Origin of the sequence: Streptomyces sp. NPDC102360, from assembly GCF_044766085.1 — a bacterium.
Classification (GTDB): domain Bacteria; phylum Actinomycetota; class Actinomycetes; order Streptomycetales; family Streptomycetaceae; genus Streptomyces.
Window position 1 is genome coordinate 173,059 of the sequence record NZ_JBIWLG010000002.1, and the last position, 20,497, is coordinate 193,555.

Consider the following 20,497-nt stretch of genomic DNA (forward strand, 5'->3'; position numbering starts at 1 on the left):
GATCAACTGCCTTTCGTGGTGGGCTCGTTCAGGGTCGGCACGTCCCAGTCGCGGGCGACGTCGGAGGTGTCGGCGCCGGGCTGGGCGGGGCCCGAGTGGATGCTGGTGGGGGTGGCGGAGAAGCGGGGCGCGGGCGCCGGCTGGGTGAGGCCGCCGTGGTCGACGAAGGTGCCGCGGGCGGCGAGGTGCGGGTGGTGCGGGGCCTCGCCGAGGGAGAGCACGGGCGCGACGCAGGCGTCCGAGCCCTCGAAGACGGCCGCCCACTCGTCCCGCGTACGTTCCTTGAAGCGGGCGGCGACGGCCGTGCGCAGCTCGTCCCAGCGCCCCAGGTCGCCCCGGGCATCGGCCACCTCGCCGAGTTCCAGAAGTTCGGCGAACTCACCGTAGAACCGCTGCTCGAGAGCGCCGACCGCCATGTGCTTGCCGTCGGCCGTCTCGTACGTGCCGTAGAACGGGGCGCCGCCGTCGAGGAGGTTGGCCCCGCGCCGGTCCTGCCAGCCGCCGGCCGCGAGCATGCCGTGGATCATCGTGCCGAGGTGGGCGGTGCCGTCGACGATCGCGGCGTCGACGACCTGTCCCGTACCGGTGTCGCGGGCGTGGTGCAGGGCGGCGAGGATGCCGACGACGAGGTAGAGGGAGCCGCCCGCGTAGTCGCCGAGCAGGTTCGCGGGGGCCACCGGCGGCCGGTCGGGGTCGCCCGTCATTCCGAGGGCGCCGGTCAGCGCGATGTAGCCGATGTCGTGGCCCGCGCGCTGGGCGAGCGGGCCCTCCTGGCCCCAGCCGGTCATCCGGCCGTAGACCAGCTTCGGGTTCCGGCGGCGGCAGTCCTCGGGGCCGACGCCGAGCCGCTCGGCGACACCGGGCCGGTAGCCCTCGATCAGCACGTCGGCGCGCGCGGCGAGGTGCAGCACCCGTTCGGCGCCGTCCTCGGCCTTCAGGTCGACGACCACGGAGCGCTTGTTGCGGTTCGTGACGTCGTACTCCGGGGGAACCCCGAGCGCCTGGCCACCGGGCCGGTCGACGCGTACGACGTCGGCCCCGAGGTCGGCGAGGAGCATCGCGGCGAAGGGGCCCGGACCGATCCCGGCCAGCTCCACCACGCGCACCCCGGCGAGCGGCCCGCCGCGCCGGCCATCGCTTTCGGTCCCTGCCACTGCCATCCCGCCACGCCCCCAGCTTGTGACACAACTGATGTAACACCAGTGATGCTATGAACCCGTCCCGCCCAGCACAAGCCCCCGGCAAGCAAGCGCTTAGCCAATTTTGCCGGTCCCGCCCCGCCGGTCCCACGTCACGGGGCTCCGCCCCGGACCCGGCGATTGAGGCGGCCCCGGTGCCGCGCGCCAGTGCGCAGGGGCTAGCCTCGGCCACCGGCAACGGCGCGCGACGAGGGTGAGGGGTGGCATGAACGAGTCGAGCAGGACGTACGACGTGGTGCTTTTCGGGGCGACGGGGTTCGTGGGGGTGCTCACCGCCGAGTACCTCGCGGCCCACGCGCCCGAGGGGCTGCGGTGGGCGATCGCCGGTCGCGACACCACGAAGCTGGAGCGGCTGCGCGAGCGGCTGACCGAGATCAACCCGGAGTGCGCGGTGCTCCCGCTGGTGCGCGTGGACGTCGCCGAGCGGGCGTCGCTGCGCGAACTGGCCGTCAACACGCGCGTGGTGGCGACGACCGTGGGCCCGTACCTGGAGTACGGCGAAGGGCTGGTCGCCGCGTGCGCGAGCGCGGGCACCGACTACGTGGACCTCACCGGTGAGCCGGAGTTCGTGGACCTCATGTACGTGCGGTACGACGCCCTCGCACGCGACACCGGCGCCCGCATCGTGCACGCCTGCGGCTTCGACTCCATCCCGCACGACCTGGGCGCCTACTACACCGTCAAGCAGCTGCCGGAGGGCGTACCGCTGCGTGTCGACGGCTTCGTACGGACGAAGGCGACGCTCTCCGGCGGCACGTTCGCGTCCGCCCTGAACCAGTTCTCGCGAGCCCGGCAGATGCTCGCCGCCCAGCAGGAGCGGCGCCGCCACGAGCCCCGCCCGATCGACCGCACGGCGTACGCGCCGACCGGCACCCCGCACTACGCCAAGGAGATCGGCGCGTGGGCCCTGCCGCTGCCGACGATCGACCCGCAGGTGGTGCAGCGCTCGGCGCGGGCCGTCGAGCGCTACGGCCCCGACTTCCGCTACCGGCACTACGCCGCCGTGAAGACGCTGCCGTTCGCGCTGGGCGGAGTGGTGGGCATGGGCACACTGTTCGCCGCGTCCCAAGTGCCGCCTGTCCGACGGTGGTTGAGCGGGCGGCTGAAGCCGGGCGACGGGCCCGACGAGGCGCGCCGGGCCAAGAGCCGGTTCTCGGTGCGGTTCGTGGGTGAGGGCGGCGGGCGCCGCGTCTACACGGAGGTGTCCGGCGGCGACCCCGGCTACGGCGAGACCGCGAAGATGCTCGCCGAGTCCGCGATGTGCCTCGTACGGGACGAACTGCCGGAGACGGCAGGGCAGGTGACGACCGCGGAGGCGATGGGCGACGCGCTCATCGAGCGGCTGCGGTCGGCCGGCATCACGTTCCGGGTCGCGGCCGAACGCTGACCGTGTCGCCGACGAGTTCGGCGAGCGCGTCCCGGCACAGGCGGTCGGCCCGGCGGGTCGTCTCCGGGACGCGGTACCTCGGCGTGAGCGACAACGCGTGCGCGCACGCGTTGTCGAGCGAGATCCGGTGGCCCACGGACACGTACACCGGTTTCACGCCGTCCTGGGTGCGCAGCGCGCGGCCGACCTCCTCGTCGCCGTCGAGCAGCGCCACCGCGCTCCCCCGCCGCGCGCCCAACTCGCCGTGGGAGAAGACGAACGGGTTCTTCGCGACGCCCATGGTGGGCAGCCCGGTGAGCACGCCGAGGTGACTCGCCAGGCCGAAGCGGCGCGGGTGAGCGAGCCCGTAGCCGTCGCAGACCACGAGTCCGGGGTCGGTGGTCAGCGCCTCCAGCGCGCCCACGACCGCCGGGATCTCGCGGAACGCCAACAGGCCTGGAACGTAAGGGAAGGCGACCTCACCGACGGCCGTCGCCTCCTCGACCACGTCGAGCGTCACCCCGTCGAGGACGACGGCGGCCGCGGCGACGACGCCCCGCTCGTCGTCGTACGCGACGTCGATCCCGGTGACCGGGCCGACACCCGGCGGCGGCCCTGCCTCGTCCCGTACGACACGATCGCGCAGCGCGTCCTGCACGCCGCGCGCCGCATCCTCATCCGCAGGCCGGCCCTCGGGCACCCCCGTGATCGTCATGCGCCCGACCCTAGCTCCTGCCTTTAGGCTCCCGCCTGAACGCCCACTCCATCTTCGGCTCCATCACGAACCGGAACATCCGCTGCACCGGTGGTGTGCACAGCACGGTGATCACGGCCGCCGCGATGAGCGTCACCACGATCTCGCCCCACGGGGTGTGCACCCAGGCGGCCTCGTACCAGTCCCAGAAGCGGGAGCCCTTGGCGAGGAAGCCGTGCAGCAGATAGCCGTAGAGCGTCCCCGCACCGAGCGCCGTGAACCAGAGCCTGCGCCCCGGCACCCACGCGAGGAAGCACGCGACGAGGATCGCCGAGCAGCCGAACATGGCCAGCGTCATGGCCACACCGGTCCAGCCGGGCGCCCCCAACTCCTGGGCGCTGTCCCGCCGGTAGAACCAGGCCGCGTTCATCCTCGGCACCGCCCAGTACGCGAACAGCAGGGCCGCCGCGAACACCGGCACCGCGAGGATCCGCGCCTCCTTGCGGCGCACCAGCTGGAAGTGTTCCGGCCTCAGGACCAGGCCGAGCACGAAGAACGGCAGGAACTGCAGGACCCGTTGCAGGTCCAGGTCGTCGCCCGATGCTGGGCGAGACCGAGGCGAGCGCCGCGATGGACAGCGCCACCGGCAGCGGCCAACGGATGACCTTCCACAGCGGCGTGGTCAGCCGCCACACGAAGAGCGCGATCAGGAACCAGGTGAGGTACCAGGGGTCGAGCAGGCTGATCGGATAGCCGGGGTCGTCGCCCGCCGTCCGCTTGAAGAAGGTGTAGACGACCTCGAACACCACGTACGGCACGGCCACGCCCGTGATCAGCCGCTTCAGCCGGCCGGGGCTCGCGTCGAAGGAACGCGAGAAGTAGCCGGAGATGACGATGAACGCGGGCATGTGGAACGCGTAGACCGTGGTGTAGAGCGCGGCCGCCGCACGGCTGTCGTCGCGCAGCGGCTCCCACGCGTGCCCCATCGCGACGAGCACGATCGCCAGGTACTTGGCGTTGTCGTAGAAGGCGTCCCGGCCCCCGGCCGCCCGCACCTCCGTGCGGGCGGCGGGGACCGCCGTCAGGCTCACAGGTGGCGGGTGATCGCGGGCATCAGGTCCTGGAAGGTCCGGCCCGCCGCCGGCTCCCCGATCGCTCTCAACTGCCACCCGGCGCCTTCGCGTTGGACCTTTGCCATGATCTGCGCGGTGTGCCTGCCACCGCCCTCGAGCGTGTGGCGGGCGAGTTCCTGCCCGGTGGTCTCGTCGACAAGTCGGCAGTACGCGCTGCCCACTTCGGCGAAGGTCTGCCCGGTGAACGAGTTCACGGTGAAGACGATCTGGTCCACCTCCCGTGGCACGCGCGGGAGTTCGACGGCGATGGACTCGTCGTCGGCCTGCCCGGTGCCGCCCACGAGGTTGTCGCCGCTGTGCCGCACCGAGCCGTCCTCGCTGACGAGGTGACGGAAGAAGACGACGTCGACGTAGCTCTGCCCGGAGAAGAGCACGGCGGACGCGTCGAGGTCGATCTCACGGGTGCCGGTCAGCTTGGCGAGGAAGCCCTTACGGGGCGCGGCCTGCCAGCCGAGTCCCATGCGCACGAGGGTGAGGGCGTCGCCGGTGTCCTTGCTGAGACTGATCTGCTGGCCCTTGGCCAGGTTCACGGACATGCGATGCTTTCTGATCGGGCGGTCGGGGGTCGGGGGGGCGTACGCGGCGCCGCCCGCCCGGATCCCCGGAGCGGGCGGCGCCGGTGCGGCGCGTGCCTCAGACGTTGACGCCGAAGTCCTGCGCGATGCCGGCCAGGCCCGAGGCATAGCCCTGGCCCACGGCGCGGAACTTCCACTCCGCCCCGTGCCGGTACAGCTCGCCGAAGACCATCGCGGTCTCGGTGGAGGCGTCCTCGGAGAGGTCGTAACGGGCGATCTCGGCGCCGCCCGCCTGGTTCACGACGCGCATGAACGCGTTGCGGACCTGGCCGAAGCTCTGGCCGCGCGTCTCGGCGTCGTGGATCGACACCGGGAAGACGATCTTGTCGACCTCGGCGGGCACCGCGGCGAGGTTCACCTTGACGCTCTCGTCGTCGCCCTCGCCCTCACCGGTGAGGTTGTCCCCGGTGTGCTCGACGGAGCCGTCCGGGCTGGTGAGGTTGTTGTAGAAGACGAAGTGCCGGTCCGAGACCACCTTCCCGGCCGCGTCGCACAGCAGGGCGCTCGCGTCGAGGTCGTAATCGGTACCGGTCGTCGTGCGCACGTCCCAGCCCAGGCCGACCGTTACCGCGGTCAGGCCCGGCGCCTCCTTGCTGAGCGAGACATTGCCGCCCTTGGCCAGGGAAACTCCCACAGCTGTTACCTCCATCATTTCCAACACTTGCGCAAAGCTTAAAGTGGTGCCGCGGTCTCGTCGCTCTCCTTCATGGCCTTCGTCTCACTCTTGAGGATGCGCAAAGACTTGCCCAGGGAGCGTGCGGTGTCCGGCAGCTTCTTGGATCCGAAGAGCACGATGATCACGACGCCCAGGACCAACAGGTGCCAGGGCTCCAGTGCGTTTCGGAACATGGCGTTCACCTCTTGTCGTGGTCGGACCGCGGCCGGGTGGGCGTGCCACCCTCACAGCCGCGCTTGCTACATTGCGCAACTGTACAACCAATGGGTGGACCGACAGCAAGGGCATGGGTATGGGGCGACGGCGTAAGCGCAGCCGACTGCGGGTCACACTCGTGACGGGCCTCGCGGTGCTCGTCCTGATCACGGCAGGCGCCGGGTGGCTGTACCTGAAGCTGAACGGCAACATCGACACGTTCGGCTCGGACGGACTGTCCAGGAACCGGCCCGCCGACACGTCCAAGGGCGAGAACGTGCTGGTGATCGGCACCGACGCGCGCACCGGCGGGAACAGCGACCTCGGCGGCGGCGACAGACACGACATCGGCCGCTCGGACACCGCGTTCCTGCTGCACGTCTACGCCGACCACCGGCACGCCGTCGGCGTCTCCATCCCCCGCGACACCCTGGTCACGATCCCGCCGTGCAAGCTGCCCGACGGTACGTGGAGCGCCGCGCGCGCCGACGTGATGTTCAACGCGGCCTATACGACGGGCCAGACCGCCCAGGGCAATCCGGCCTGCACGCAGAACACCGTCGAGCGGCTCACCGGGCTGCGCGTGGACCACACCGTCGTCGTCGACTTCAAGGGCTTCTCGCAGCTCACCGACGTGGTCGGCGGCGTCCGGGTCTGCCTGCCGAACGACGTCTACCAGAAGGACCTCAACCCGAACCGGCCCACGCAGGGCAAGCGCCTCTTCAAGAAGGGCGAGCAGACGGTCGCCGGGCAGCGGGCGCTCGACTACGTCCGTATTCGGCACGGCATCGGCGACGGCTCCGACATCGGCCGCATCCAGCGCCAGCAGTCCTTCGTCTCCAGCCTCATCAAGAAGATCAAGTCCGACGGCTTCACCCCCACGAAGCTGTTGCCGCTCGCCGACGCCGCCACGAAGTCGATGACGGTCGACCCCGGTCTCGGATCCGCGGACAGACTGCTCGCGTTCGCGATGTCCCTGAAGGACGTCGACCTGCACAACACCAAGTTCGTCACCATCCCCTGGAAGTACGAGGGTGATCGCGTCGCCGTCGTGCACCCGGACGCGGACGCGCTGTGGGCGGCGCTCAAGGAGGACCGCACGCTCGACGGCAAGGACGCGAGCGGGAAGAAGGGCGAAGGGGGTGGCGCCAAGTCCGGTGCCACGTCCGGCGCCAAGTCCGGTGCCTCGCCCAGCGCGAGCGCCACCGGGGAGGTCTCCGGCGAGGGCGTCTCCGTCAGCGTCTACAACGGCACCGCCACGCCGGGCCTCGCGGCCGACGCCGCCGCCGCGCTCACCGGCCGCGGCTTCACGGTTCCGGCGACGGGCAACGCCGCCGACCGGGCCCGCCCCACCACGACCATCACCTACGGCCCCGGCGAGAAGGCCCACGCCTCGGCCGTCGCCCGGCTGTTCCCCGACGCCGAGCTGACCGCGGGCACGGCCCCTGGCATCGGCGTGGTCCTCGGCGCGGACTACCGGCCGGGCAGCGCGGCCTCGCCGACGCCGACCCCGACGACGGTGCCCTCCGGCGTGGCCGACACCGCGCGCTCGGCGGACCAGGACATCTGCTCGCACCTGTCGTACGGGTGACTCGCGTGCCCTACGGGCGGTCCGCCCAGCTGCCCCTGCGCCGCAGCAGGACCAGCGCCAGCGCGTACGCCACGAGGATCGCCGCGAGCAGCGGATAGTAGAGCGGCGGCAGGCCCGAGACGCCGAGCCACGGGCCGAGCGGGGTCAGCGGCAGCAGGACGCCGACGGCCGCGAGGCCCGTCGCCGCCCAGCGCACGGGGCCCGGCGTGCGGCCCTCGGCGGTCCGGCGGCCCGTGCGCAGCAACAGCATCACGAGGGCCTGGGTCAGCAGGTTCTCCGTGAACCAGCCCGCGTGGAAACCCTGCTGGTCGCCGGGGCCGAGGGAGCCGGGCAGGCACAGGGCGAGCGCGCCGAAGGTCGCGATGTCCGCGAGCGCGCCCAGGGCGCCGAATCCGGTGATGAAGCGCAGGAAGGGCCGGGGCCGCAGCACGGTGGGGCGGCGCAGCGCGGCCGTGCGTGGCCGGTCGAAGGCGAGCGCGAGCTGGGCCACGTCGAAGCACAGGTTCTGGACGAGGACCTGCGGCGGAAGCATCGGCAGGAACGGCAGCAGCAGGCCCGCCGCGAGCATCGCGATCACGTTGCCGAGGTTGGAGGAGAGCGTGATCCGCAGGTACGAGGCGATGTTGGCGCTGGAGTGCCGGCCCGCCACGACGGCGTGTTCGAGGGCCGTGAGGTCCTTGTCGGCGAGCACCACGTGCGCGCTCTCGCGGGCGACGTCGACGCCCCCGGCGGGGCAGACGCCGACGTCGGCGGCGCGCAGCGCGGGCAGGTCGTTGACGCCGTCGCCGAGGAATCCGGCGGTGTGGCCGCGGCCGCGCAGGGCGGCGATGACGCGGGCCTTGTGCTCGGGGGTGCAGCGGGCGAACACGGTGGTGCGGGCAGCGAGCTCCCCCAGCCGCTCGTCGTCGAGGTGCTCGATGTCGGCGCCGACGACGACCTCGCCGGGCTCGATGCCCACGTCGCGGCAGACGCGGGTGGCGGTGGCCGGGTGGTCGCCGGTGAGCACCTTGACGGTGACGCCGCGCTCGCCGAGGGCGCGTACGGCGTCGTGCGCGGTGTCGGCCGGGGCGTCGTGGAAGGCGACGAAGCCCTGGAAGGTCAGGCCGCGTTCGTCGGCCGGGGTGTAACCACGGGCGCGGGCGGCACGCCTCGCGGTGGCCACGGCCAGCAGGCGCACGCCGTCCGCGGCGAGGTCGTCCGCCCGCTTGTGCGCCGCGGCCAGCTCGTCCTCGTCGAGCGCGCAGCGCTCCAGGACCTCCGCCACGGCGCCCTTCACCGCGAGGACGTGCACGCCCAGTGTGCCGGGTTCCTTGACGACGGCGGTGGCCAGGCGGCGTACCGGGTCGAAGGGCAGGGCGTCGACCCCGTCGTACGCGTCCCAGTCCTCGGGTCCCGTGGCCGCGAGCAGCGCCTCGTCGAGCGGGTCGGGGTCGGTGAGTTCGGCGGTCTGAAGCGTCCACCAGGCCGAGGCGCCCGCCCAGTGCAGGGCCTCGGGGTCGGTGCGGTCGGGGTCGACGGCGGGCTGGTCGCGGGTGAGGGTGCCGGTCTTGTCGACGCACAGCACGTCGACGGCGCCGAGGTCGTGCAAGGCGGGGAGGCGGCGCACGATGACGCCGTGCGAGCGGGCGAGGAGGGAGGCGCCGCGGGCCAGGCAGATGGTGACGATGACCGGCAGCATCTCCGGGGTGAGGCCGACCGCCACGGCCACCGCGAACGGCAGGGTCTCCAGGCCACGGCCGCGCACCGCCGCGTTCGCCATCAGGACCAGCGGCGGGGTGAGCAGCATGAAGCGGATCAGTACCCAGGAGATGCCGTGCACGCTGCGGTCGAAGGCGCTCGCGGGACGGTCGCGGCGCGCGCTGTGCACGGCGGCGAACCGGGTGTCGGCGCCGGTCGCGAGGACGACGGCGGTACCGCTGCCGGAGGCGATGCTGCTGCCCTGGAACAGCAGGTGCCCCTCGCCGTCCCCGTCCGGCAGGTCGGCCGGCTCCTTCGGCACGGGCGCGGACTCGCCGGTGTGGGCGGCCTGGTGCACGGTGAGGCCGCGCGCCTTCAGCAGGCGTACGTCGGCGGGGACCAGGGCGCCGGGGGCGAGGCGCACCACGTCGCCGGGCACGAGGTCGTCGACGGGTATCTCGCGCACCCGTGGTTCCTCGCCGGGGCCGTCCCTGCGCAGCGCGCTCGCGGTACCGGCGACCAGTTCGCGCAGCCCGGCGCCGGCCCGGTCGGCCCGGTACTCGCCGTGCGTGCGCAGCACGCTGCTGACGATGACCAGGGCGAGGATGACGCAGGCCGTGCCCCAGGAGGCGACGAGCGCGGAGACGAGTCCGAGGCAGAACAGCACGGTGGTGAACGGGTCGCGCAGGCTGCGCCACATCCGCAGCGGCCAGGAGGGCTGCCGGGCGGTGGGCAGCGTGTTGCCGCCGTGCCGGGCCAGGCGCTGTTCGGCCTCGTCCGTGGTCAGTCCGCGCGGACTCGTGTCCAGGGCGCGCAGCGTCTGCAGGGTGGTCGGTCCTTCGGGGGCGGTACGCGGCTGCGGCAGCGATCCGGTCCGCTCGGCCGGTTCGGGAGCAGCCGTGGGCCTGTCATCAGACTCCCGTCGTTGCCCGAAGGGCGGCGTCGCGGCGTCCGGTGCGTGCGATCGCAAGGCGCCGGGAAGTCCTGGTAGCGGAGCTACCTGGGCTTTTCGGTAACGCCGCGAGCGTGCGTGCCAGACGCCGCGACGCAGACGGGAGTCTGACGACAGGCCCACGGGCAGGCCTTCAGGCTCCCGCGCCACGCAGGCGGCGCACCGGCGCCTTGGCCTGCTCGGCGCGCTCGGTGAGCTGGCCGATCATGAGGTGGACCACGCTCACGACCTCGGGGTCGTCGACGTAGTACACCTGCCGGCGGCCCTCGCGCCGGGACCGTACGAGGCCGGCGAGCTTCAGCTTGGTCAGGTGCTGGCTGACGGCGGGCAGCGCGCCGCCCACCCGCTCGGCGAGCCCGCTCACATCGCTCTCGCCCTGCGCCAGGGCCCACACCATGTGCAGCCGCACCGGCGAGGCGAGCAGCGCGAACGCCTCGGCCGCCTCGGCGAGCACATCGGCGGACGGATCCTCGAACCGCCTGGCCCCTGCCACCACAGACCTTCTCCTGTCCCGCGCCGCGCTCCCCGGTGTACGTACGGGGCAAGTCTAGGCGGGCGCCGCCCTCACGTGTTTCGCGGTGCCCCGCCCTCCCACGTCTCCGGGCGCCACAGGCCCGCGCGGCGGAGGGACTGGGGGCAGTGGAGGTAGATCTCGTCGATGTGCAGGAGGAGCGCCAGGGTCGGGGGTTGGCCCTTGACCGCCATGGCCGGGAAGAAGGGGGCGTCGGTGAGGACGCGGGCGCGGCCGTTGATGCGCAGGACGTCCGTGGCGCCGGGTATCAGGAAGAGCAGGCCCGCGTGCGGGTTCTGGAGGATGTTGTGGAAGCTGTCGCCGCGGCGGTTGCCCGGGCGGTCCGGCAGGGCGATCGTGCGGTCGTCGACGACGTGCGCGAAGCCGGGGGCGTCGCCGCGCGGTGACGTGTCGCAGTTGCCGTCCGCGTCCGACGTGGAGACCAGGCAGAACGGGGAGCGGGCCAGCAACCCCCGGTCCTTCTCGGTGAGTTCCCCGTGCACCTTCTCGATCACGATGGGCCACGGCTCGCCGAGGATCTCGCGCAGTTGCTCCGGGGAGCGCAGCTCTTCGTAGGTGTCCGTGGCATGCGGGGCGTGCGACAAGCCGACTCCTGGGTCAGGGTGGTTGATTCCCGAACCCTATACGACGTTAACTAAGGGTCACCTTACAAGTCCCCGCTCACACCCGACTCCCGGCCGCCGTGTCCGACGACAGCCGCTGCGCCACGTACACGGGGATCACCGACAACAGGACCAGCACGACCGCCACCACATTGACCACGGGGGCCTGCTGGGGCCTGGCCATGTTGGAGAAGATCCAGACGGGGAGGGTCTGGACGCCCGCACCCGCCGTGAACGTCGTCACCACGATCTCGTCGAAGGACAGCGCGAACGCGAGGAGGCCGCCCGCCGCCAGCGCCGAGCGCATCAGCGGGAACGTGATGTCACGGAAGGTGCGGAAGGGGCCGGCCCCGAGGTCCATCGCCGCCTCCTCGTACGAGGAGGCGAGGCGGCGCAGCCGGGCCGCCACGTTGTTGAAGACGACCACGACGCAGAACGTGGCGTGACCGACGATCACCGTGAACAGGCCGAGGCCGATGCCGATCGGTTCGAGGACCGTACGGAAGGCCGTGTTGAGGGCGACACCGGTGACGATGCCCGGCAGCGCGATCGGCAGGACCACCGCGAAGGAGATCGCCTCGCGGCCGAAGAACCGGTAGCGGGAGACGGCGAAGGCGACGAGCGTGCCGAGGACGAGCGCGATCGCCGTGGCACCGATGCCCGCCTTCACCGACGTCCACAGCGCGTCCCGCGCGCCCGCGCTGTGCCAGGCGTCGCGCCACCAGTCGAAGGTGAGGCCGGGCGGCGGCCAGCCCGAACTCCGGTCGGGGTTCAGCGAGTTGATGACGACCAGGAGCAGCGGGACGTAGATGACGGCGAAGCCGAGGGCGGCGCCGGCGCGGAGCGCGATGCGTGCCGGGCGGGACAGGTGCATCTCTGGCCCCCTTCAGAGGCTGCTGAGCGCGCCCGTGCGGCGCACCGCCAGCAGGTACAAGACGATCACCACGACCGGTACGGTGCCGAGCGCCGCCGCCAGCGGCAGGTCGAGCGTGATATTCGCGTAGACGAGATTTCCGATCAACTGCGTCTTCCCGCCCACGATTTGGACAGCGATGTAGTCGCCGAGGCTGAGCGAGAACGTGAAGACCGAGCCGGCCGCCACCGACGGCAGGACGAGCGGGAACAGCACCGTGCGGAAGGTGCGCCAGGGGCGGGCGCCGAGGTCGGCGGAGGCGTCGAGCATGCTGTCGGGGACGCGTTCGAGGCCGGCGTGGATCGGCAGGATCATGTACGGGAGCCAGAGGTAGGTCAGGACGAGGACCGTCGCGACGAGCCCGTAGCCGGGTGCGTCGAGACCGAAGGGCTTCAACAGCCAGTCGAGCAGGCCCCCTTGGGCGAGCATGACGCGCCACGCGTATGCCTTGACGAGGTAGCTCGCCCACAGGGGTGTGAGGATCGCGACGACCAGGAGCGGGCGCCACCGCGGCTTGGCGACGCGCGCCGTGTAGAAGGCGATCGGGAAGGCGATGACGATGCACAGCGCCGTCACGCCGAGCGCGACTCCCACGCTGCGCAGGGCGACTTGGCGGTACACGCCGGTCGTGAACAGTGCCTTGAAGTTGTCGAGTGTCCAGGTGCGAACGATGTCCGACGTGAACGGGTCCGTGGTCCACAGCGCGGAGAGGAACAGGACCGCGAGCGAGCCGAGGTAGGCGACGACCAGCCAGGTCAGGGGTGCGGCGAGCAGCAGGGACAGGCGGAGCCGGGGGCTGCGGTGCAGCACCCCGGCGGCGCGCTTCGAGACTCCGGCGGCCCGCTTCGGGCCCCCGCCGGCCCGCTTCGAGGTCAGTGACACGTCACCCCTTGATCTCCGTCCACGCCTGCACCCACTTCGCGTACGGCACGCACTTGGTGTCGGTGCGGCCGTCGAGGCACTGCGGGATGGGTGTGGTCCAGAAGTGGACCTTCTTCCAGTACGCGGCGTCGTCGGCGTGATACGTCGCGCAGTGCTCGGGGTCGCTGGTCTCCTCGCAGGCCCTCGCGTTGGCGGGGGCCTCGCCGAAGTACTCGGCCACCTGGGCGTTCACCTTCGGTGAGACGATCCAGTCGAGCCATTTGTAGGCGCAGTTGGGGTGCTCGGCCTTGGCGGACACCATCCAGGTGTCGGACCAGCCGGTGGCACCCTCCTTCGGCAGGACCGCTTTCACGGGCGTCTTCTCGCCCTGCGCGGTGTTCAGGATGACCTGCCAGCTGGTGCCGACGACGGAGTCGCCGCTCTTGAACGCGGAGACCTCCTTGAGGTAGTCGCTCCAGTACTCGCCGACGTCGGCGTTCTGCTTCTTCAGCAGGCCGACCGCCGCGTCGAACTGCTTCTGGTCGAGGGCGTAGGGGTCCTTGATGCCGAGGTCCGGCTTGGTCTTCATCAGGTAGAGGGCGGCATCCGCGATGTAGATCGGCGAGTCGTACGCGGTGACGCGGCCCTTGTGCCGCCCGGCGTCGTCGAAGACGGCCTTCCAGGAGTCGGGCGCGGGTTTCACCTTGTCCGTGCGGTACATGAGGAGGTTGGCGCCGCGGCCGTGCGGGATGCCGTACGCGACCTTCTTGACCGAGTTCCAGGGCTGCATCTTCAACCCCGGGAAAACATCCCGGTAGTTGGGCACGAGATCGGTGTTGACGGGGGCCGCGTCGCCGGACGCGATCAGGCGCAGCGAGGCGTCGCCGGACGCGGAGACGGCGTCGTACTGGCCCGTCTTCATCAGGTTGACCATCTCGTCGGAGGTGCCGGCGACCTTCGTGGAGACCTGGCAGCCGGTCCGCTTCTCGAAGGGGTGCACCCAGTCGACCTTGGGGTCGTTGGAGCCGTCCTCGGCGTAGCCGGCCCAGGCGATGAGGTTGATCTTTCCCTCGGTCTTGCCGAGGGACTTCGGGGCGGACATCTTCGGCGGGGTGAAGCCCTGCCCGCCGGGCGCGCTCTTGGCACCACCGCCGTCGTCGTCGGAGGAACCGCAGGCGGTGGCGAGCAGGAGGCCGCCGAGCGCGGCGCCGGCCATCAGGGTTCGGGTTGCGCGCACGTGAACACTCCCAGATCGTCGGGGTGAGTCAACTTGGCTGGTGCAGAGGGACGTTGTGCCGATGATGCCAGCGCAGCAGGACGCGGGCGCCGGGCGGCGCGGGCGCGTCCGCCGTGTCGTCAGGGCCGCCCGTACCGCCCGTGCTGTCGGCGGGGCCGGTGTTCTGGCGTACGACGACGAAGCGCACGCCCGCGTCGGTGTCGACGACGACGCGGGTGCTGTCCCCCAGGTACACGGCGTCGGCCACGGTGCCGCGCACCTCGCTGTGGTCATCGCGGGCGTGCTCCGCACCGGGGTCGAGGACGCGGATCTTCTCGGGCCTGACACCGAACGTGCCCGCTCTCCCGACGAGCAGCTCTGCGGCGGCCCCGGTGAGCGTGTTGGAGGTGCCGACGAAGGACGCGACGAAGGCGGAGGCCGGGCTCTCGTACAACTCCCTTGGTGTGCCGACCTGTTCGACGCGTCCTGCGTTCATGACGGCGACGCGGTCGCTGAGGGCGAGGGCCTCGGCCTGGTCGTGGGTGACGAGGACGAAGGTGATGCCGACCTCGCGCTGCAACTCCTTCAGCTCGACCTGCATCTGTTCGCGCAGCTTGAGGTCGAGGGCGCCGAGGGGCTCGTCGAGCAGCAGGACGCGGGGGCGCACCACCAACGCCCTTGCCAGGGCGACGCGTTGGCGCTGTCCGCCGGAGAGCTGTCCCGGCCTGCGCCCGCCGAAGTCCTCGAGGCGTACGGACGCGAGGGCGGCGCGGACCCGCTCGACCTGTTCCCGGCGCGGGACGCCGCGCACCTTCAGGCCGTAGCCGACGTTCTGCTCGACGTTCATGTGGGGGAACAGGGCGTAGTCCTGGAAGACGGTGGTGACGTCGCGTTCGAAGGGCGCGCGCCTGGTCACGTCCTCGCCCGCGAGGTGGATCGTGCCGCCCGAGGGGGTCTCGAAACCGGCGACGAGCCGCAGCACGGTCGTCTTGCCGGATCCGGAAGGGCCGAGCAGCGAGAAGAACTCGCCCTCGGCGACGTCGAGTTCCAGCCCGTCGACGGCGCGCACTTCACCGAACGACTTGCACAGCCCCCGCAGCCCGATCGCTGCGCTCTCCTTGGCGGTAGCCATAGCAGTAGATCATGCACACTTCAACCACGGCCACAAGAGTGCGAGTAACCTGCCGATCATGTTTGTACTGGAATTGACGTACACGGCACCCGCCGATCGCGTCGACGTCCTTCTCCCGGCGCGTGTCGCCTGGCTCGACGAGCAGTACACGGCGGGGGCGGCCCCCGAACCGGAGAGGTTCCGGCGGCCGCTGAGCTGAAGGCCGCGCCCCTCCCCTGTTCCCGGAGGGTGCCGACGGTCACATCCGCACCACGGTTGAATCCGGTGACAGAGGTCACTCGAATTTCGACCGGCTTCAGGCGCACGGATTCCCTCATTCCGCCGTCTATTCATATGAGGCCGTGCAGTGGTCCACCGTCCAGCCGTCACAAGGGAGCAGGCGTTGTCCGTCATCGAGCAAGCCGTCGAGGCCCGTCTCGTCGCCGCCGCGCCGCGCATGGCGCACATTCCGGCGACTCTGCGTTACGACGTCCGCGACCCGTTCGCCGTGCGCATGTCCTTCCCGGCCCCGGCCACCCTCGAAGGCGTCGCCGTGAGCTGGACCTTCGCCCGTGAGCTGCTCGCCAGCGGGGTGAGCAGCCCGGCGGGGGCGGGTGACGTACGGGTGAAGCCGTACGGGTACGACCGCACGGTCCTGGAGTTCCACGCGACGGAGGGCACGGCGATCGTGCACATCCGCACCGGCGAGCTGCGCCACTTCCTGGCGGAGACGACGGAGCTGGTGCCGGTCGGCGAGGAGGCGTCGCACGTGGACGTGGACGCCGACCTGGAGGAGCTGCTGCGGGACGCCTGCTGAGTCAACCCGGCGCCCATTGAATCCGGCGCCGGTTAAATCCTTTGACGGCTCCGGCAGGTCCTTCTACCTTGGTTGACGGTTCTGTTGCCGCCGATAGGAGAAGGACGTTGCTCGACTGAGGTCCTGAGACACCGCGCAAGTGACGCAGTCGCGTCATGTCGTCGTGCGTGTGCGACCTCGGTACCCCGAGCCGTCCTCCCCGCCGGAACAGGCCCTTTTTTGTGGCCCTCGCCCCCGCGGTGTCTCGAACGCGTTGCATCCCACCGTTCACACCGAGCAACCGCGAGGCCACCTCATGTCACATCCCTCCACCCACCCGGGCTCCGCCCCCGCCTCCGTCGCCTGCACCGCCCTCGACTTCGCCTGGCCCGACGGCACCGGCGTCTTCGACGGCCTCCAGGTCTCCTTCGGCCCCGGCCGCACCGGACTCATCGGCCTCAACGGGTCGGGTAAATCAACCCTGTTGAAGCTGATCGCCGGTGACCTGAATCCGGTCGAAGGCACCGTGCGGGTGTCCGGCGAGGTCGGCCACCTGCCGCAGAACGTCACCCTCGACACGGCGCTCCGCGTCGACCAGGCGCTCGGCATCGCCGGCACCCGCGCCGCCCTGCACGCCATCGAGGCCGGCGACGTACGGGAGGAGCACTTCACCGCGGTCGGCGACGACTGGGACGTCGAGGAGCGGGCGGCAGCCATGCTCGGCGAGCTCGGTCTCGGCCACGTCGACCTCGACCGCACGATCGGCGAGGTCTCCGGCGGCGAGTCCGTGCTCCTGCGGCTCGCCGCACTCCTCCTGCGCCGCCCCGACGTCCTGCTGCTCGACGAGCCCACCAACAACCTCGACCTGCGCGCCAGGCAGCGTCTGTACGCCGCCGTGGAGGCCTGGTCCGGAGTGCTGATCGTGGTCAGCCACGACCGTGAACTCCTGGACCGCGTCGACCAGATCGCCGATCTGCGGGACGGCGAGGTCGCCTGGTACGGCGGGAACTTCTCCGCGTACGAGGAGGTGCTCGCCGCCGAGCAGGAGGCGGCGGAGCGGATGGTGCGGGTCGCCGAGTCCGATCTGAAGAAGCAGAAGCACGAACTGACCGAGGCCCACGTCAAGCTGGCCAGGCGCAAGCGGTACGGCCAGAAGATGTACGACATCAAACGCGAACCGAGGGCGGTGATGAAGCTGCGCAAACGGTCGGCCCAGGTCTCCGCGGGCAAGCACCGCATCCTGCACGAGGAGAAGCTCGCCGAGGCGAAGGAGCGGCTCGACGAGGCCGTGGAGGCGGTGCGCGACGACGACGAGATCCGCGTCGACCTGCCGTACACGGCCGTGCCGCCGGGCCGCTCCGTGCTCACCCTGCGCGAGCTCCAACTCGCTTACGGGGCACGGGTGGACGGCGAGTGGGAGCTGCGCGGCCCCGAACGCATCGCACTGGTCGGGCGCAACGGCTCGGGCAAGACGACGCTCCTGCGCACCATCGCGGGCGAGCTCGACCCGGTCGCGGGCGAGACCCTCGCGCACGTGCCCCTGCGGTTCCTGCCGCAGCGGCTCGATGTGCTCGACGAGGAGCTGAGCGTCGCCGAGAACGTGGCTCGGTTCGCGCCGGATGCCACGAACAACCGGGTCCGGGCGCGGCTCGCCCGCTTCCTGTTCAAGGGCGCCAAGGCCGACCAGCCGGCGGCCACCCTGTCGGGCGGCGAGCGCTTCCGTGCGGCGCTCGCCGCGCTGATGCTCGCCGAGCCCGCGCCGCAGCTGCTGATGCTGGACGAGCCGACGAACAACCTGGACATCGCGTCCGTGCACCAGCTGACGTCGGCCCTGGAGTCGTACGAGGGCGCGCTCGTCGTGGCCAGCCACGACCTGCCGTTCCTTGAGTCGATCGGCGTGACCCGGTGGCTGCTGATGGACGGGACGCTGCGGGACGCGACGCTGGAGGAGGTGCGGGCCGCGTAGTCCAGTAGTCCAGTAGTCGAAGTCCAGTAGCCCAGTAGACGGAAAAAGGGCGGGATACACGACAAAAGGTGTCGGGTATCCCGCTTAGCGTCGCTGACATGCAGCGCACCTACATCCGCATCGTCGGCGCCCGCGAGAACAACCTCCGGGACGTCACCCTGCGTATCCCCAAGGAACGGCTCACCGTCTTCACCGGAGTGTCGGGATCGGGCAAGTCGTCCGTCGTCTTCGACACCATCGCCGTGGAGTCGCAGCGACAGCTGAACGAGACGTACCCCTGGTTCGTCCGCAACCGGCTGCCCAAGCACGAGAAGCCGCAAGCGGAGGCGCTGGAGGAGCTCACTCCCGCGATCGTCGTCGACCAGCGGCCGATCGGCGGGCACTCCCGGTCCACGGTCGGCACCATGACCGACGTGTACTCGGTGATCCGCGTGCTGTTCTCGCGGCACGGGACACCGAGCGCGGGCGGCGCGACCGCGTACTCGTTCAACGACCCGAGCGGGATGTGCCCGGCGTGCGACGGGCTCGGGCGCGCCGTGCGCCCCGACTACGAGCGCATCCTCGACCCGTCGAAGTCCCTCGCGGGCGGCGCGGTGCTGTTCCCGCCGTTCGCCGCCGGGACCTGGCAGGGGCAGACGTACACGAACACCACCGACCTCGACACCGCCAAGCCCGTGGGCCAATTCACCGCTGCCGAGCGGGAGTTCCTGATGCGCGGGACCGGCACCAAGGTCAACGTGGACAACACGGGCGGCAGCCGCGACATCTCCTACGAAGGCCTCGCCGACCGCTTCGAGCGGCTGTACCTCAACCGCGACCTGTCGACGCTCAGCCAGCGAACGCGCGACCTGGTGAAGCAGTACCTGACCGAGGGCACCTGCCCGGCGTGCGGCGGGGCGCGCCTGAACGCCGCCGCGCTCACCACCCGCGTCGAGGGCCTGAGCATCGCCGAGTGCGCGCGCATGGAGGTCGGCGAGCTGATCCCGGTACTGCGCCGCATCAAGGGCGCCGTGGCCGGGCCGATCGCCGGGGCCGCCGTCACCGCGCTGGAGCGCATCGAGGCGATCGGCCTCGGCTATCTCAGCCTGGACCGGGAGACGTCGACGCTGTCCGGCGGCGAGGGGCAGCGCCTGAAGACGGTGCGGCACCTGGGCTCCAGCCTGACCGGGATGACGTACATCTTCGACGAGCCGAGCGTGGGCCTGCACCCGCGCGACGTGGGGCGGCTCAACGATCTGCTGCTGCGCCTGCGCGACAAGGGGAACACCGTCCTCGTCGTGGAGCACGATCCCGATGTGATCGCCGTCGCCGATCACGTCGTCGACATGGGTCCGGCGGGCGGCGCCGACGGCGGGCGCGTGGTGTTCGAGGGCACGCCGGGCGCGCTGCGGCGCGCGGACACGCTCACGGGACGGTGCCTGCGCCGCACGGGCGGGGTGAAGGAGCACCCGCGCACGGCGAGCGGCCATGTACGGGTCGAGGGCGCCCGGGTCCACAACCTCAAGGACGTCACCGTGCGGGTGCCGACCGGGGTGCTCACCGCCGTCACCGGGGTCGCCGGGTCCGGAAAGAGCTCCCTGGTGTCCGGAGCGTTGTGCGCCGCGCACCCGGAGGCCGTGGTCGTCGACCAGTCGTCCATCGGGATCTCGGGGCGCTCCACCCCGGCGACGTATCTCGGGATCATGGACACCGTACGGAAGGTGTTCGCGCGCGAGACCGGCACGGAGCCGGGCCTGTTCAGCTTCAACTCGGGCGGCGCCTGCGAGTCCTGCGAGGGACGCGGCGTGATCTTCAGCGATCTGGCGTTCATGGACCCGGTGACCACGGTGTGCGAGGCCTGCGGCGGGCGGCGTTTCAAGGAAGAGGTGCTCGGCCTCACCGTGCGCGGTCGCAGTGTCGCGGACGTGCTCGACATGACGGCAGCGCAGGCCCTCGACTATTTCGCGGACCTGGACGACAAGGGCGTACGCCGCCGGCTGCGCGCCCTGCGCGATGTCGGCCTCACGTATCTCACGCTCGGCCAGCCGCTGAGCACCCTGTCCGGCGGCGAGCGCCAGCGCATCAAGCTGGCCACGCAGCTGCACCGCCACGCCGCGACGTACGTCCTGGACGAGCCGACCACCGGCCTGCACATGGCGGACGTCGACGGGCTCGTGGCGCTGCTCGACCGGCTCGTCGACGCGGGCAACACCGTGGTCGTCGTCGAGCACAACCTCGATGTGGTCCGGCGGGCGGACTGGATCATCGATCTGGGCCCGGAGGGCGGCCGGCACGGCGGCGAGGTGCTCTTCGAGGGCACCCCGGCCCAACTGCTCGGCGCGGAGGGCTCGTTCACGGCGGAGCACCTGCGGCGAGCCGTCGCGGGCGCGGACGGAACGGGTGAGGGGGAGGTGACGGCCGCGTAACAGGGGATTCCGCGACACGTGTCGCCCTGTGCATGAT

General features: G+C 71.3%; 17 protein-coding genes and 2 pseudogenes. 6 read left to right on the forward strand and 13 right to left on the reverse strand.

What is annotated here, in order from left to right:
* Positions 1-2: 2 nt before the first annotated feature.
* On the reverse strand, positions 3-1,160 hold the full coding sequence (locus ACIRHA_RS10385) for a CaiB/BaiF CoA transferase family protein (protein ID WP_403842609.1): 1,158 nt from the start codon (positions 1,158-1,160) through the stop codon (positions 3-5).
* Positions 1,161-1,404: 244 nt separating this feature from the next.
* Between ACIRHA_RS10385 and ACIRHA_RS10390 the strand changes: the two genes are divergently transcribed.
* Positions 1,405-2,586: a saccharopine dehydrogenase family protein gene (locus ACIRHA_RS10390; protein WP_403842612.1), complete on the forward strand. Its 1,182-nt coding sequence runs from the start codon at positions 1,405-1,407 to the stop codon at positions 2,584-2,586.
* On the opposite strand, the gene ACIRHA_RS10395 is transcribed toward ACIRHA_RS10390, so the two are convergent.
* The 5 genes and pseudogenes from ACIRHA_RS10395 to tatA all read right to left on the reverse strand — a co-directional run.
* Positions 2,558-3,280 (reverse strand): endonuclease V, encoded by a 723-nt coding sequence (locus ACIRHA_RS10395; RefSeq protein WP_403842615.1) that lies wholly within the window; start codon positions 3,278-3,280, stop codon positions 2,558-2,560. The genes ACIRHA_RS10390 and ACIRHA_RS10395 overlap by 29 nt on opposite strands.
* 10 nt (positions 3,281-3,290) lie before the next feature.
* Positions 3,291-4,350, reverse strand: a pseudogene (locus ACIRHA_RS10400) (acyltransferase family protein).
* On the reverse strand, positions 4,347-4,928 hold the full coding sequence (locus ACIRHA_RS10405) for a TerD family protein (RefSeq protein WP_403842617.1): 582 nt from the start codon (positions 4,926-4,928) through the stop codon (positions 4,347-4,349). The pseudogene ACIRHA_RS10400 and the gene ACIRHA_RS10405 overlap by 4 nt, the downstream one beginning before the upstream one ends.
* A 97-nt stretch (positions 4,929-5,025) precedes the next feature.
* Positions 5,026-5,601, reverse strand: a complete 576-nt coding sequence (locus ACIRHA_RS10410) for a TerD family protein (RefSeq protein WP_403842620.1) — start codon at positions 5,599-5,601, stop codon at positions 5,026-5,028.
* 53 nt (positions 5,602-5,654) lie between these two features.
* A pseudogene (gene tatA, locus ACIRHA_RS10415) lies at positions 5,655-5,816 on the reverse strand (Sec-independent protein translocase subunit TatA); the annotation flags it as partial.
* A gap of 113 nt (positions 5,817-5,929) precedes the next feature.
* Here tatA and ACIRHA_RS10420 point away from each other — a divergent pair.
* The gene (locus ACIRHA_RS10420) at positions 5,930-7,429 is read left to right on the forward strand and encodes an LCP family protein (protein ID WP_403842623.1); all 1,500 of its coding nucleotides are present in this window, start codon (positions 5,930-5,932) and stop codon (positions 7,427-7,429) included.
* Between the two features lie 10 nt (positions 7,430-7,439).
* On the opposite strand, the gene mgtA is transcribed toward ACIRHA_RS10420, so the two are convergent.
* From mgtA to ACIRHA_RS10455, 7 genes are all read right to left on the reverse strand, one after another.
* Positions 7,440-10,076: a magnesium-translocating P-type ATPase gene (gene mgtA / locus ACIRHA_RS10425; RefSeq protein ID WP_403842625.1), complete on the reverse strand. Its 2,637-nt coding sequence runs from the start codon at positions 10,074-10,076 to the stop codon at positions 7,440-7,442.
* A gap of 115 nt (positions 10,077-10,191) precedes the next feature.
* Entirely contained in the window at positions 10,192-10,554 is a 363-nt protein-coding gene (locus ACIRHA_RS10430) for an ArsR/SmtB family transcription factor (protein ID WP_403842628.1), read from the reverse strand.
* Positions 10,555-10,622: 68 nt separating this feature from the next.
* Positions 10,623-11,174, reverse strand: coding sequence for an MSMEG_1061 family FMN-dependent PPOX-type flavoprotein (locus ACIRHA_RS10435; protein ID WP_403842631.1), 552 nt, complete (start codon positions 11,172-11,174; stop codon positions 10,623-10,625).
* Between the two features lie 76 nt (positions 11,175-11,250).
* Positions 11,251-12,066: an ABC transporter permease gene (locus ACIRHA_RS10440; RefSeq protein ID WP_403842634.1), complete on the reverse strand. Its 816-nt coding sequence runs from the start codon at positions 12,064-12,066 to the stop codon at positions 11,251-11,253.
* A gap of 12 nt (positions 12,067-12,078) precedes the next feature.
* On the reverse strand, positions 12,079-12,987 hold the full coding sequence (locus ACIRHA_RS10445; RefSeq protein ID WP_403842638.1) for an ABC transporter permease: 909 nt from the start codon (positions 12,985-12,987) through the stop codon (positions 12,079-12,081).
* Position 12,988: 1 nt separating this feature from the next.
* The gene (locus tag ACIRHA_RS10450) at positions 12,989-14,203 is read right to left on the reverse strand and encodes an ABC transporter substrate-binding protein (protein ID WP_403842641.1); all 1,215 of its coding nucleotides are present in this window, start codon (positions 14,201-14,203) and stop codon (positions 12,989-12,991) included.
* Between the two features lie 28 nt (positions 14,204-14,231).
* Positions 14,232-15,314 carry an ABC transporter ATP-binding protein gene (locus ACIRHA_RS10455; protein ID WP_403842644.1) on the reverse strand — a complete coding sequence of 361 codons (1,083 nt, stop codon included), beginning with the start codon at positions 15,312-15,314 and terminating at the stop codon, positions 14,232-14,234.
* A gap of 58 nt (positions 15,315-15,372) precedes the next feature.
* Here ACIRHA_RS10455 and ACIRHA_RS10460 point away from each other — a divergent pair, with 58 nt between their 5' ends.
* The 4 genes from ACIRHA_RS10460 (at position 15,373) to ACIRHA_RS10475 (ending at position 20,460) form a co-directional block, all read left to right on the forward strand.
* Positions 15,373-15,513, forward strand: coding sequence for a hypothetical protein (locus tag ACIRHA_RS10460; RefSeq protein ID WP_403844520.1), 141 nt, complete (start codon positions 15,373-15,375; stop codon positions 15,511-15,513).
* 237 nt (positions 15,514-15,750) lie between these two features.
* On the forward strand, positions 15,751-16,110 hold the full coding sequence (locus ACIRHA_RS10465) for an SsgA family sporulation/cell division regulator (protein WP_327666043.1): 360 nt from the start codon (positions 15,751-15,753) through the stop codon (positions 16,108-16,110).
* A gap of 295 nt (positions 16,111-16,405) precedes the next feature.
* Positions 16,406-18,055, forward strand: coding sequence for an ABC-F family ATP-binding cassette domain-containing protein (locus ACIRHA_RS10470; protein ID WP_403842647.1), 1,650 nt, complete (start codon positions 16,406-16,408; stop codon positions 18,053-18,055).
* A gap of 98 nt (positions 18,056-18,153) precedes the next feature.
* Positions 18,154-20,460, forward strand: a complete 2,307-nt coding sequence (locus ACIRHA_RS10475) for an ATP-binding cassette domain-containing protein (protein WP_403842650.1) — start codon at positions 18,154-18,156, stop codon at positions 20,458-20,460.
* Positions 20,461-20,497: the final 37 nt, after the last annotated feature.